Below are 13,619 nucleotides of genomic sequence, written 5' to 3' on the forward strand. Positions count from 1 at the left end.
GCCGGGGTCGAGCCCGGCGCGGTGGATAAGACGAAATGGCTAGGAATGCGCGCCCGGGCGGACGAGCGACAGCCGCTGCGCGCGCTCCAGGGACGCCAGCGCCAGCACCTGGGCCAGGGCGGCGCGGTAGGAATCGATGATGGGCACGGCCGGCAGGCGCGGCAGGCTGGGCAGGTAGCCGGCCAGCGCCGCGCCCGCCACGATCACCACGTCCGCGCCCTGCGCCACCGCGGCGTCCAGCGCCCGGCTGACCTGCAAGGCCGACTCGGCCGAACGCGACACGTAGTCCAGGGCATTGCCCGGCAGGGCCAGGATGCCGGCGCAGCGGGACTCCAGTCCCAGCTGCCGGATCTGCTCGCGCAGCATGCCGGGCCAGCGCTGTCCCACCGTCACGATGGCGTAGCGGTCGCCGCGCTGCAGGGCGCTCAGGATAGAGGCCTCGGCCATGCCCACCACGGGTACGTCCAGGCGTTCGCGCACGGCGCCGATGCCGGGTTCGCCAAAGCAGGCCAGCAGGCAGGCGTCGAATCCGCCGTCCGGCGCCTCGCCCGCCGCCCGCTCCACGATGTCCAGCACGGCGTGGGCGGCAACAGCCGCCTCCGCGCGGCTGGCGATGTAGGCGGGGCCGAACCCGGCGGTAACCGCATGGATGCGGACCCTGTCCCCGTAAAAGGCCTCGGCCTGGCTGGCCAGGCTGGCCGTCAGCTCGGAGGTGGTGTTGCCGTTGACCACCAGCAGGCGGTAAGGCGAGGAAAGGGACAGCTCGGGTGCGACGGCCTGGGGTACAGCGGACATGGATCAGCCTTTGTAAACTTGTATACAAACAAGATGATCATTAAAGAACAATCACGTTTGTTTTGTATAAAAACTTGTATACGATTTATGTGGCCAATGTACTCCGCAGAATCTCGGCGGCAAGCTATCGCTAACCCTTAGGCCCGGGTGTAGTATGCTTCCCAGCACAGAGAAAAACGCGCGCCGGCAGCGCCTGCCGGACCATTCCAACACCCTGAAAAGCGCGCAGGCATAGGAGCCAACAAGAAGATGAAGTCCCTCGCGCCGCCGGCCGACGAGCCCGCCAAGAAAGACATCAGTCGCAACGAAATCGTATACAAAAATTTGCGCAGAGCCATCATCGAGCAGGCCCTGCTGCCCGGCGACAAGCTGCCCGAGGACATCATCGGCGAGCGTTTTGGCGTCAGCCGGACCATCGTCCGCAGCGTGCTGACACGCTTGTTCAGCGAAGGGCTGGTGGATTTGCGGCCGAACCGCGGCGCCGCGGTGGCCCGCCCCAGCCTGGAAGAGGCGCACGACATCTTCGAGGCGCGCCGCTGCCTGGAGCGCGACGTCACGCGCCGGCTGCTGCAGCACATCACCGAAGCCGGACTGACCAGGCTGGAACAGCACGTGGAGCAGGAAGAGGAAGCCCGCAAGCGCAACAGCACCAACGAATCCATCCGGCTGTCAGGCGAATTCCATATCCTGATGGCGGAGCTGTCGGGCAATGCGGTGTATGCGCGCTACGTGAACGAGATCGTGTCGCGCTGCTCGCTGATCCTGGCCCTCTATGGCCGGCCGCATTCGAGCGAATGCGCCGTCAGCGAACACATGGAGATCGTGGCGGGCCTGCGCGCGCGCGACGAGAAGCACGTGCTGCACCTGCTGGAGCATCATCTGGAATCGGTGACCGCGCGCGCGCTGCTGACCGCGGACGGCCAGGGCGTGCGCGATATCCGCAAGATCCTGGACCGCTACGGCACGTAGGGACGCACGAAGCCCCCCAACGAAAAAGCGCCCGGTGAGGGCGCTTTTTTGGTTGGAGAGCCTAGATTTCGCGCTCTTCCGTCTTGAGGTTGTTGTCGCGAGCGAAATCCACCACGAACTTGTACGCCAGCGGTTCCAGATCGCGCAAACGCAGATCGACCACGATCCCGCGCACGCCGTCGATCACGACGGGCAGCACATAGGGCGAATAGGTGAGGTGGTTACCGGCACAGCCGGCGGGCCGGAATTGTGCCATTACGCCGGCGAGCCGTTCCGCCCAATCGCTGGGGCGAAAGCGGCTACCGCTTTCGGTAACGCCATGAATTACGAATTGTCTGACGCGAGTTGCCATGAGTTCTTCACTACAGCGCGCCCTTCACGAAAGCCGGATCTTCGGCGTGATCAAACATGCGCCCTGCGCCGCGAATTGTATATGATTGATCCTTTGCCCTCTTTCAAAAAGCGATTCGCCTGGGAAAACGAGCTGTCCGGACTGCCAACCCCGGCGGCATCCCACGGGAACTCCGGCTGAGTCCCGGCGCAATCCGCTTCATCCACAGGAGGATCCTCGATGACTTCGCCTCTGGCCAATATCTACGCCCGGCTGCCGGTATCGTTCACGCACGGCCAGGGCGTCTGGCTGTGGGACGCCGAAGGCCGCAAGTACCTGGACGCGCTGGCCGGCATCGGGGTGTCCTGCCTGGGCCACGCCCATCCGAAACTGGTGGCCGCCATCAGCGAGCAGGCCGCCCGCGTCATCCATACCTCGAACATCTACGAAGTGCCGCAGCAGACCGCGCTGGCCGCTCGCCTGACGCAGCTGTCCGGCATGCGGGAAGTCGCGTTCAACAACAGCGGCTCCGAGGCCAACGAAGCCGCGATCAAGCTGGCGCGCTACTACGCCTACCAGCGCGGCAACAAGCACGCCCACATCATCACCATGGATTCGTCCTGGCATGGCCGCACGCTGGCCACGCTGGCGGCCACGGGCAGCGAAAAGGCGCGCAAGGGCTTCGAGCCCCTGCCCTCGGGCTTCATCCAGGTGCCTTACAACAGCGTGGACGCGGTGCGCGCCGCCGGCGACGCCGAGCCGCGCGTGGCTGCGGTGCTGCTGGAAGTGCTGCAGGGCGAAGGCGGCATCCGCCCCTCCGACATCGCCTATCTGCAGGAAGTGCGGCGGCTGTGCACCGAGCGCGGCTGGCTGCTCATGATCGACGAAGTCCAGTCCGGCATCGGCCGCACCGGCAAGTGGTTCGCCCACCAGTGGGCCGACATCGTGCCCGACGTCATGACCCTGGCCAAGGGCCTGGCGGGCGGCGTGCCCATCGGCGCCATGCTGGCCGCCGGCCCCGCCGCGGGCGTGTTAACCCCCGGCAGCCACGGCACCACGTTCGGCGGCGGCCCGCTGGTCTGTGCGGCCGGGCTGGCCGTGCTGGATGCGCTGGAATCCGAAAACCTGCTCGCCAACGCCCACGACGTGGGCAATCACCTGAAAACCGCCCTGGCCGATGCGCTGACCGGCGTCGCGGGCGTCACCGACATCCGCGGCCGCGGCCTGATGCTGGGCATCGAGCTGGCCCGCCCCTGCGGCGTGCTGGCCCTGCGCGCCATGCAGGCCGGCCTGCTTATCAACGTCACGCGCGACCGCGTGATCCGCATGTTGCCGCCGCTGATCCTCAACCGCGACGAAGCCGACCGCATCGTCGCCATCCTGGTTCCGCTCATCCAGGAATTCCTGGCCGAAACACCATAAAATCAACGTCCCGCCCGGGCCATGAGCCTGGCCGGGCCCCATGACCTGCGACATCACCATGACACCTCCCACGACTCAAAACGGCCCGCTGCGGCACTTCCTGCAGTTCAAGGACTTCTCGTCCGCCGAGATCGCCTACGTGCTGGACCGCGCGCGCCTGATCAAGGACAAGTTCAAACGCTACGAACCCCACATGCCGCTGCATGACCGCACGCTGGCGATGGTGTTCGAAAAGGCCAGCACGCGCACCCGAGTGTCGTTCGAGGCCGGCATGTACCAGATGGGCGGTTCGGTCATCAACCTGACCTCCAACGATTCGCAGCTGGGCCGCTCCGAGCCCATCGAAGACACCGCGCGCGTCATCTCGCGCATGGTCGACATCGTCATGATCCGCACGTTCGAGCAGACCCGCATCGAGCGCTTCGCCTCGCACTCGCGCGTGCCGGTGATCAACGGCCTGACCAACGAATTCCACCCCTGCCAGATCCTGGCGGACATCTTCACCTACATCGAGCACCGCGGCCCCATCGCCGGCAAGACGGTGGCCTGGGTGGGCGATGCCAACAACATGGCCTACACCTGGCTGCAAGCCGCGGAAATGCTGGGTTTCACGCTGCACGTGTCGACCCCGGCCGGCTACGAACTCGAAGCCTCGCGCATCGGCACGCCACCGGCCACGGTGCTGCGCCAATTCAAGGACCCCATGGAAGCCTGCAAGGGCGCGCACCTGGTCACCACCGACGTCTGGACCAGCATGGGCTATGAAGCCGAAAACGAAGAGCGCCGCGCCGCTTTCGCCGACTGGTGCGTGGACGCCGAAATGATGGCCGCCGCCGATTCCCAGGCCGTGTTCATGCACTGCCTGCCCGCCCACCGCGGCGAGGAAGTCACCGGCGAAGTCATCGACGGACCGCAAAGCGTGGTCTGGGACGAAGCCGAAAACCGCCTGCACGTGCAGAAGGCGCTGATGGAGTTCCTGCTGCTGGGCCAGATCAAGTAAGACCACCCCCATATGGAAAAGCCTGCGCATCTCGCGATGCGCAGGCTTTTTTCATGGGCACGACACACCCGAATTCAAATCCGATGCGGCGGACGCCGCGCAATTACAGAATCCGTTTGAACATGGTCCGGCGCGTATTGCGGAAGGATGGCCGCACGCGGCTGCTCCAGTCGCTGGCGCGCACGGCCAGCCAGGGCGGGCTGCCGAAGGTTTCGCGCGTGTGCAGGTCATAGCAGGCCAGATAGCGCGGCGACTCGTCGCGGCATTCATAGCGCATGGCGCGCACCGTGCCAGGCACCGAGGCCAGGCCCGGCAGATGCTCCTGGTCGTACCAGGCGTTCAGGTCGGCTTCCGCCTCGGGCAACACGTCGGTCTCGACGATGTAATGCCACGGCGCGTCCTGCCCCGCCGAGGCGCCCGCCAGGTCCAGCGTCTGATGCAGCACGCGGCTGCGCGCGCCCGGGAAGCTCTCGGCCAGGCGGGCCTGCGCTTCCGGCAAGACCGCCGCCGATCCGCGCAGATAGACGTAGGTTTCGTCCTCTTCCAGGGCGGCATAAGCGGCGGCGCGCAAGCCTGCCAATCCTTGGGTCAGGGTCTGTTCAAGTTCACGTGCGCGCGGCGTGTCGAAGCGCTCGCCCAGCGATACCAGCAATACGGTTTCCTGCACTCCAGTCTCCTTCAATGTCCGACGCGCAAGGCCACCAGGAAGCGCGACACCATGTTGTACGCGCCCACGGTCGCCGCCAGTTCCACCAGCCGCGTGTCATCGTAGCGCGCGCGCAGCGGCGCGAACACGGCGTCCGGCACCTCGATGTCGCGCGTCATCGCGTCCGTCAGCGCCAGCACTTCGGCCTCGCCGGCTTCCAGGCCCTGCAGCGCCGACGGCGCCGGACCGCCGCGCAATGCGTCCACCAGCGCCTGCGGCATGCCAGCGGCCAGCGCGTGCGGCACATGCGCCTCGAACTCGTACGGCGCATTGTTCAAGGTCGCCACGCGCAGGATGATCAGTTCGCGCAGGCGCGGCGGCACCGCCGTGTTCAGGCGGATCGCGGTCAGCATGGCCTCCCAGCCCTGGACCACGGCCGGGCTGTTCAGCAACACCTGGTACAGCGGCGAGATGCGCCCCCGCGCAGCCGATATCCGCGCCTCGATCGCGGCCAGTTCCGGGCGGCTGCCCGGCGTCACCAGCCCTACTCTGCATGCGTTCATCTTCACTCCGGACGGATGTTCTTGCGCTGGATCAGCGAGGTCCACTTCTCGCGGTCGGATGCGATCAGGGCAGCCAGTTCCTGCGGGCTGCCGGGCGCGGCCTGCGCCCCGAACTTCTCCAGCCGGGCGCGCACGCTCTCCGTGTTCAGCGCGGCGCGCACGGCCTGGTTGAGCTTGTCGATCGTGGCAGGCGGCGTGGCGGCCGGCGCAACGATGCCGTACCAGTTGTTGGACTCCACGCCGGCGATGCCCTGCTCGGCCAGGGTCTTGACCTCGGGCAGCAGCGGATGGCGGGTAGGCGCGGCGATGCCCAGGGGCTTCAGCTTGCCGCCCTGGATATGGCCGATCAGGCCCGGCACGTCGCCGAAGAAGCCCGACACCTGGTTGCCCATCACGTCATTGATGACCGGCGCCGCGCCTTTGTAGGGCACGTGCATCACGTTCGCCTTGCTGGAATCGGCGAACATTTCCAGAGTCAGGTGGGGAATGCTGCCGATGCCCGACGAGCCGATCGCCACCGACTGCGAGGCAGCCTGGGACTTCTTGACGAAGTCAGCCGCGTCGGCCGCCGGATTGGACGGATTGACCACGAACACCGTGGCGTTGTTGACCACCTTGGACACCGGCGCGAAATCGCGCACGGGGTCATACGGCAAGTCCTTGTACAGCGCCGGGCTGATCGCGACCGCGCCCACGCTGGTCAGGAACAGCACCGAGCCGTCAGCGGGCGCCTTGGCAACGTAGGCTGCGGCGATGTTGCCGTTGGCGCCGGCCTTGTTCTCCACGATGACCTGCTGCTTGAGCTCCTTGCCCAATTGCTCGGCCAAGACCCGGCCGACCAGATCCACCGGCCCGCCAGGCGGGAAGGCGATGATGAGGCGCACCGGCCCATCGGCATGGGCGGATCCCAGGGCGGCCAGGCTCAGCAGGCCGGCGGACAGTATTTTCTTGAACATGGTGTCTCCTGATTGAATGGAATTTTCTTGTCGTTCGCACGCCGCCAGATGGCGGCGGCGTTTGCCGCGCCTACTCGAATCCGTACAGCCGCGCCGGGTTGTCCACCAGGATGCGCTGGCGCAGGGCCGCATCGGGGCAAGCTTCGAAAAACAGGTCGACCAGCTCGCCGTCATCCGGCATGTCGCCCGCCACGTTCGGATGCGGCCAGTCCGTGCCCCACAGGCAGCGTTCGGGCAAGGTCTCGGCCAGCGCGCGCACGAAGGGCAGACCTTCGGCGTACGGACGCTTGCCCGACGCGATGCGGTCGATGCCCGACACCTTGACCCAGGCCTGCGGCACCTGCGCCAGGCCCAGCAGCGCCCGCATCGCCGGCGACGCCAAGCCATCGCCCGCCTTCAGCCGTCCCATGTGGTCGACCACGAAGGGCAGCGGCAGCGCGGCCAGGCGCGGCAGCAGCTCCGGCAGCATCGCGCCGTCCAGGTGCAGGCACAGATGCCAGCCCAGCGGCGCGATCAGCGCCACGACGCGGCCAAAGACCGCCGGATCGGGTGCGCCGCCCAGATGCGGCACGAAGTTGAAACGGGCGGCGCGCACGCCGCCCTCATGCAGTTGCTTGACGCCGGCCTCGGTCGCGTCCGCTCCCAGCAGAGCGACGCCGCGATAGCGGCCGCCGCTTTGGGCCAGCGCATCCAGCAGGGCGCGATGATCCGAGCCATGGCAATTGGCCTGCACCACCACCGCGCGCTCCACGCCCAGGCGGTTGTGCAGCGCCGCCATGGCCTGGTAAGGCGCATCCGGCGGCGTGTACGAGCGGCCCTCGGCGTACGGAAACACGTCGGCCGGCCCGAACACGTGGCAATGCGCATCGCAGGCGCCCGGCGGCAAGGCATGGCGGGGACGGGACGGCGCGGCTAGTGGAGGACGGCAATCGGGCACGGGCGGGTTCCTGCGTTGAAAACGCCATGGTCCCGGATTGCCCGCCGCCCAACAATGCTATATCTTTGATTTCAGATATAGATTTTTCGAATATCCGATGGACCTCAAGCAGATCGAATACTTCCTGCGCGTGGCGGAGCGGCGCAGCTTCTCGCGCGCGGCCGAAATGCTGGACGTGGCGCAGCCCACGCTCAGCCGCCAGGTCCGCCTGCTGGAACTGGAGCTTGGCCAGCATCTGCTCTACCGCAACGGGCGCGGCGCCGAACCCACCGAAGCCGGGTTGCGCTTCCTGGAGCACGCCCGCGCCCTGCTGACCCTGGCCGAACGCGCCAAGGAAGACCTGCAAAGCCTGCGCGAGACGCCCACCGGCAAGGTCGTGGTGGGTCTGCCGCCCCGCATCGCGCGTGTACTCACGCCGCCGCTGGTCCAGGCCTTCCGCCGCAGTTTCCCCGAGGCCTCCATCGCCGTGGCCGAGGGCCTCAGCGCCCAGGTGCGAGAATGGCTGCTGGCCGGCCGCGTCGACCTGGCCCTGCTCTACGATCCCGCGCCCTCGCCCCAGCTGGCCTACGAATCGCTGTTCCGCGAAGACCTGGTGCTGGTGGCCGCGGCCGGCCACCGGCCCGCCCTGCCCCCGCGCATCGCCGTGGCGCAACTGGGCGACTACCCGCTGGTGGTGCCCAGCCTGCCCAACGCCATCCGCACCCTGGTCGAAAGCGTATGCCGCGCCCAGGGCGTGCGCCTGACCATCGCCGTCGAGGTGGACGCGGTCCAGACCATCGTCGAACTGGCCGCCCAGGGCGACGCCTACGCCATCCTGCCGCGCTCGGCCGCGCGCGGCCCCGCCGCCGAGCATGAGCTGTCGCTGTGCGACATCGTCGACCCGACCATCACCAATGATCTGGTGCTGGCCAGCGCCCGCCACCGCCCGGCCACCCGGCTGGCTGCCGCCACCGCGCTCCTGATCCGCCGGCTGGAGCTGCCGGCCCTGTTCGCCCCGCCGGCCCGACCGCGGCAAAAGAGTTAAAATAGCGTCCGTTTCTCTTGTTTGGCGGCTAGCAGCTGTCAAAGTCTGCTGTCCAAGTCCTGTTGGCGTCTCACTTCAAACAATGACCACTATCCTCCCGAACCTTCCCACCGGCCAGAAGGTCGGCATCGCCTTCTCCGGCGGCCTCGACACCAGCGCAGCGCTCCTGTGGATGCGCAACAATGGCGCCATCCCCTACGCCTACACCGCGAACCTGGGCCAGCCCGACGAGTCCGACTACGACGAGATCCCGCGCAAGGCCATGGCCTACGGCGCTGAAAAGGCCCGCTTGATCGACTGCCGCGCGCAGATGGTGGCCGAAGGCATCGCCGCCCTGCAATCGGGCGCGTTCCACATCTCGACCGCCGGCATCACCTACTTCAACACCACCCCCATCGGCCGCGCAGTGACCGGCACGATGCTGGTGGCGGCCATGAAGGAAGACGACGTCAACATCTGGGGCGACGGCAGCACCTTCAAGGGCAACGACATCGAGCGCTTCTACCGCTACGGTCTGCTGACCAATCCGGACCTGAAGATCTACAAGCCCTGGCTGGACCAGCGCTTCATCGACGAGCTCGGCGGCCGTTCGGAAATGTCCGAGTACATGCGCCAGGCCGGCTTCGACTACAAGATGTCGGCTGAAAAGGCCTACTCCACCGATTCCAACCTGCTGGGCGCCACCCACGAAGCCAAGGACCTGGAGCACCTGAACTCCGGCATTCGCATCGTCAAGCCCATAATGGGCGTCGCCTTCTGGCGCGACGACGTCGCCGTCAAGGCCGAGGAAGTCACCGTCCGCTTCGAGGAAGGCCATCCGGTCGCCCTGAACGGCGTGGAATACAGCGACCCGGTCGAGCTGATGCTCGAAGCCAACCGCATCGGCGGCCGCCACGGCCTGGGCATGAGCGACCAGATCGAAAACCGCATCATCGAAGCCAAGAGCCGCGGCATCTACGAAGCCCCGGGCCTGGCCCTGCTGTTCATCGCCTACGAGCGCCTGGTCACCGGCATCCACAACGAAGACACCATCGAGCAGTACCGCGAAAGCGGCCGCAAGCTGGGCCGCCTGCTGTACCAGGGCCGCTGGTTCGACCCGCAAGCCATCATGCTGCGCGAAGCCGCCCAACGCTGGGTCGCCCGCGCCGTCACCGGCGAAGTCACCATCGAACTGCGCCGCGGCAACGACTACTCGCTGCTGAACACCGAATCGCCCAACCTGACCTACGCGCCCGAGCGCCTGTCCATGGAAAAGGTCGAAAACGCCCCGTTCACGCCCGCGGACCGCATCGGCCAGCTCACCATGCGCAACCTCGACATCGTCGACACCCGCGGCAAGCTCTTCACCTACGTGAAGACCGGCCTGCTCGCCTCCTCCGGCAGCTCGCTGCCGCAGCTGAGCGACGAAGGCAAGAAGAAGTAATTCTTCAAAGCCAAAAACCAAAAAGCCCTTCGGCATGCCGAAGGGCTTTTTGTTTGGAGCGCAGCAATCGGACGCCAACCTCGACGAGAGCGTGTCCGCTAAAGACAGTCACGACCAGCGCGCAGCGTCATCACCTGCCGCAAGACACCGCGTACGCCCCCAAAGGCCGCCCGCGCGGCCGGCCGGGGGCGAACCCCGCAAGATCCATCGCCATACCCCCACCCTAGGCGAGAACGCCAAGCACACCGCCCTCCCCAGCGACCGGACAAATTCAGCTGACGCAGCCTGTGGCGAGGGGGCCTGGGACGCGCGGGGCGTCGATAAGCCCGAGGGAATCGGTAGGAGTCGCCGAAGGCGAGGACGACGATGACGACGGGGAAGCCCGGAGCGAAGGCTCCGGGCCGCAATCGTTGCCCCGCGCGTCCCAGGCCCCCTCGCCACAGGCGTCATAAGAACTCATCACCCCGGCGCAAGAACCCCAGAGCCTAAAGCTCCACCTGCATCCCCATCTCCACCACCCGATTAGCCGGAATCTTGAAGAACTTCGTACTCCGCGTAGAGTTCCGCGCCATGAACGAAAACACCGCCCGCCGCCAGCGCCACAACGCCGGCTTCTTCGCCGCCACCACGGTCTGCCGCGACAGGAAGTAGGAAGTCCGCATCGGTTCCAGATCGATCTCCGGATACGCCTCCGCCACCAACCGCAGCGCCTCCGGCACGTCCGGATCTTCCTTGAAGCCGTAATTGATCGTCGCCTGCCAGCTCGACGCCGACAGCTTGGTCACGGAGAAGCGCTCCTCGGGCGAGACATAGGGCACGTCCGCCACCAGAATCGTCAGGAACAGCACATGGTCGTGCAGCACCTTGTTGTGCTTCAGGTTATGCAGCAATGCCGGCGGCACATTGCCCGAGTTCATCGTCATGAAGATGGCCGTGCCCGGCACCCGCGACGGCGGATACTCTTCGAGCTGCGCCATGAATTCCTTGAGCGGCTGGCGGTCCCGCTGCTGCATCTCCGACAGCAGCCGGCGGCCGCGACGCCACGTCATCATCAGCGTGAACACCACGATCGCCACCAGCAGCGGCAACCAGCCGCCCTCGTGGATCTTGAACACGTTGGCCGAGAACAGCAGCACATCGAACAGCAGCAACAGGCCCAGCGCCACCAGCCACAGCACGCGCTTGATGCCGGTCGAACCGCGCGGCAGCACCGCGAACGCCAGCACCGACGTCGTCAACATCGTTCCCGTGACCGCGAACCCGTAAGCGGCAGCCAGGTTGTCCGAATTGCGGAACAGCAGCACCAGGACCAGCACCGCGCACAGCAGCAGCGCATTGACCTGCGGCAGATAGATCTGGCCCTTCTCGATGGCCGAGGTGTGCAGGATCTGCATGCGCGGCCAGAAACCCAGCTGCACCGCCTGGCGCGTGACCGAGTAGGCGCCGGAAATCACCGCCTGCGACGCCACGATGGTCGCAATGGTGGCCAGCGCCACCAGCGGGGCCAGCCCCCATTCCGGCGCCATCATGAAGAACGGATTACGGATCGCGGTCGGATCGCGCAACAGCAGCGCGCCCTGGCCGAAATAGCACAGCGTCAGGGCCGGCAGCACCATGCTGAACCAGGCGCGGCGGATCGCCGGACGGCCGAAGTGGCCCATGTCGGCATACAACGCTTCGGCGCCAGTCAGGGCCAGCACCACCGCCCCCAGCAGCACGAAACTGATCCACGGAAACTCGACGATGAAACGCAGGCCCCACATCGGATTCAAGGCCCGCAGCACTTCCGGCGTCTGCCAGATCTGCCAGCCGCCCAGCGCGGCCAGCGTGCCGAACCACAACAGCATCACCGGACCGAACAGCTTGCCCATGGCCCCCGTGCCGTGCGACTGGATCGCAAACAGCGCGATCAGCACCACCAGCGACAGCGGCACGACCCAGGCGTCCAGCTGATGCGACACGATGCCTATCCCCTCCAGCGCCGACAGCACTGAAATGGCCGGCGTGATCATGCTATCGCCATAGAACAGCGCCGCGCCGAAAATGCCCAGCACGATCAGCACCCAGCGCAGCTTGCCTTCCCGCCCGCGCACCGCCAGCTCCAGCAAGGCCAGCGTGCCGCCCTCGCCACGGTTGTCGGCGCGCAGCACCAGCGTCACATACTTGAACGACACCACCACCATCAGCATCCAGAACAGGATGGACAGCACGCCCAGCAGGTGGGCAGGCTCCAAGTCGGTGTGCACGCTCAGGCCCGTCAGACAGGCGCGCAGGGTATACAGGGGGCTGGTGCCGATGTCGCCGTACACCACGCCCAGCGCCCCCATGATGAGGGCGGCCCGCGACGATGGCGCGTGCCCGCCGAGTGCCTGCCCGTTGGACGATGAAGGAACGCTGACCGAACCTTGGCTCATGATGTAGGTTCTTGACGAGTAAGTTGGGCCCCCTTGCGAGGGCCGGGAAACACGACGGACAGCCGTGTTCCTGAAAAGTCCGGACGGCTGGTGAGCTTCCACCAGGCGCCGTGCGCGTGCGCGATTTCACGCACGATGGCCAGCCCCAGGCCCGACCCGCCCGCGGTCGCGGTGGGAGAACGGTAGAAGGCCTCGAACACGCGTTCGCGCTCATCGGGGGAAATCCCCGGCCCATCGTCCTCCACGGTCAGCGAAGGCGGATTGGCGCCGACGATCAGCGTGATGCGGCCGGTCTTGTTGCCGTAGCGCAGCGCGTTGTCGATGAGGTTGCCCAGCAGTTCGGCCAGCAGCAAGGGGTCGGCGTCGATCCAGATGGGCGCGTCCGGCGCCACCAGATCCAGCTCGTAGTGCGCCTCGCGCACCCGCGGAAACCATTCGGCGCCGTTCGCCCGCACCCATTCGCAGAGGTCGATGCGCACGAAGCTGTCCTGCGGCCGGGCGTTGGGATCGGCCCGCGCCAGGACCAGCAGCTGCTGCCCCAGACGGATCATGCGGTCGCTCACCGCCTTGATGCGCTCGGCCCGCGCGCGCACGTCGTCGGGCAAGGGGCGCGCCAGCATCAGCTCCGACTCCAGGCGCAGGCCCGACAAGGGCGTGCGCAGCTGGTGCGCGGCATGGCCGATAAAGCGGCGCTGCGCCGCCAGCGAGGCATCCAGGCGCAGCAGCAAATCATTGGTGTGCGTGACCAAGGGCTCGATCTCGACCGGCACGCCTGCCACTTCCAGCGGCTGCATGTCGTCGATGGAGCGTTGCCGGATCTCTTCGGACAGATGATTGACCGAGCGCAGCCCCGAACGCACGCCCTGCACCACCACCCACGTGAACAGCGCGATCAGCGCGACCTGCCCCACCACCATCAGCCAGAAGAAATCTTCCAGCATCCAGAGCGACATGTCGATCTTGTGCGTGATGACCCAGGTGGCCGCCAAGTCCAAGAGGACCAGCAGCAGGATCGGCGGCATCAGGCGAATGACCAGATGCCGCGCCAGCGAACGGGAGGGAAGCAAGGGACGGGAAACCGGAGTAGCGGTAGGAGTGCGTTCCTGCATCATGACGCAATGCCCTCGCCTAGGCGTATG

Annotated in this window: 13 protein-coding genes; 5 read left to right on the forward strand and 8 right to left on the reverse strand. The window is 66.7% G+C overall.

Annotated elements, in window-relative coordinates; all coding sequences use genetic code 11:
• Window positions 1-39: 39 nt before the first annotated feature.
• Window positions 40-795: an aspartate/glutamate racemase family protein gene (locus IAG39_RS21730; RefSeq protein WP_059380448.1), complete on the reverse strand. Its 756-nt coding sequence runs from the start codon at window positions 793-795 to the stop codon at window positions 40-42.
• A gap of 249 nt (window positions 796-1,044) precedes the next feature.
• Here IAG39_RS21730 and IAG39_RS21735 point away from each other — a divergent pair, with 249 nt between their 5' ends.
• Window positions 1,045-1,764 (forward strand): GntR family transcriptional regulator, encoded by a 720-nt coding sequence (locus IAG39_RS21735; protein WP_118932228.1) that lies wholly within the window; start codon window positions 1,045-1,047, stop codon window positions 1,762-1,764.
• 61 nt (window positions 1,765-1,825) lie between these two features.
• Here IAG39_RS21735 and IAG39_RS21740 read toward each other — a convergent pair whose 3' ends face one another.
• Complete coding sequence (locus IAG39_RS21740) at window positions 1,826-2,116, reverse strand: DUF3579 domain-containing protein (protein WP_013392635.1); 291 nt, start codon at window positions 2,114-2,116, stop codon at window positions 1,826-1,828.
• 219 nt (window positions 2,117-2,335) lie between these two features.
• On the opposite strand from IAG39_RS21740, the gene IAG39_RS21745 reads away from it, so the two are divergent.
• Window positions 2,336-3,517: an aspartate aminotransferase family protein gene (locus IAG39_RS21745; RefSeq protein WP_059380450.1), complete on the forward strand. Its 1,182-nt coding sequence runs from the start codon at window positions 2,336-2,338 to the stop codon at window positions 3,515-3,517.
• Window positions 3,518-3,575: 58 nt separating this feature from the next.
• Window positions 3,576-4,517 (forward strand): ornithine carbamoyltransferase, encoded by a 942-nt coding sequence (argF, locus tag IAG39_RS21750; protein ID WP_059380465.1) that lies wholly within the window; start codon window positions 3,576-3,578, stop codon window positions 4,515-4,517.
• A gap of 103 nt (window positions 4,518-4,620) precedes the next feature.
• Here the strand turns inward: argF and IAG39_RS21755 are convergent, their stop codons facing one another.
• The 4 genes from IAG39_RS21755 to IAG39_RS21770 form a co-directional block, all read right to left on the reverse strand.
• Complete coding sequence (locus IAG39_RS21755; RefSeq protein ID WP_118932227.1) at window positions 4,621-5,184, reverse strand: DUF4286 family protein; 564 nt, start codon at window positions 5,182-5,184, stop codon at window positions 4,621-4,623.
• Window positions 5,185-5,195: 11 nt separating this feature from the next.
• On the reverse strand, window positions 5,196-5,726 hold the full coding sequence (locus IAG39_RS21760; protein WP_118932226.1) for a carboxymuconolactone decarboxylase family protein: 531 nt from the start codon (window positions 5,724-5,726) through the stop codon (window positions 5,196-5,198).
• Between the two features lie 2 nt (window positions 5,727-5,728).
• Window positions 5,729-6,682: a Bug family tripartite tricarboxylate transporter substrate binding protein gene (locus IAG39_RS21765; protein WP_059380453.1), complete on the reverse strand. Its 954-nt coding sequence runs from the start codon at window positions 6,680-6,682 to the stop codon at window positions 5,729-5,731.
• 70 nt (window positions 6,683-6,752) lie between these two features.
• Window positions 6,753-7,619 (reverse strand): amidohydrolase family protein, encoded by an 867-nt coding sequence (locus IAG39_RS21770; RefSeq protein WP_187523964.1) that lies wholly within the window; start codon window positions 7,617-7,619, stop codon window positions 6,753-6,755.
• Window positions 7,620-7,716: 97 nt separating this feature from the next.
• Between IAG39_RS21770 and IAG39_RS21775 the strand changes: the two genes are divergently transcribed.
• Window positions 7,717-8,643: a LysR family transcriptional regulator gene (locus IAG39_RS21775; protein WP_118932224.1), complete on the forward strand. Its 927-nt coding sequence runs from the start codon at window positions 7,717-7,719 to the stop codon at window positions 8,641-8,643.
• An 82-nt stretch (window positions 8,644-8,725) separates the two neighbouring features.
• Window positions 8,726-10,066, forward strand: coding sequence for an argininosuccinate synthase (argG, locus tag IAG39_RS21780; RefSeq protein ID WP_013392627.1), 1,341 nt, complete (start codon window positions 8,726-8,728; stop codon window positions 10,064-10,066).
• Window positions 10,067-10,551: 485 nt separating this feature from the next.
• On the opposite strand, the gene IAG39_RS21785 is transcribed toward argG, so the two are convergent.
• Both IAG39_RS21785 and IAG39_RS21790 read right to left on the reverse strand, forming a co-directional pair.
• On the reverse strand, window positions 10,552-12,480 hold the full coding sequence (locus IAG39_RS21785) for a potassium transporter Kup (protein WP_118932223.1): 1,929 nt from the start codon (window positions 12,478-12,480) through the stop codon (window positions 10,552-10,554).
• The gene (locus IAG39_RS21790; RefSeq protein WP_223283347.1) at window positions 12,477-13,592 is read right to left on the reverse strand and encodes a sensor histidine kinase; all 1,116 of its coding nucleotides are present in this window, start codon (window positions 13,590-13,592) and stop codon (window positions 12,477-12,479) included. The genes IAG39_RS21785 and IAG39_RS21790 overlap by 4 nt, the downstream gene beginning before the upstream one ends.
• Between the last annotated feature and the right edge of the window lie 27 nt (window positions 13,593-13,619).

This window comes from Achromobacter xylosoxidans (genome assembly GCF_014490035.1).
Lineage (GTDB): Bacteria > Pseudomonadota > Gammaproteobacteria > Burkholderiales > Burkholderiaceae_B > Achromobacter > Achromobacter bronchisepticus_A.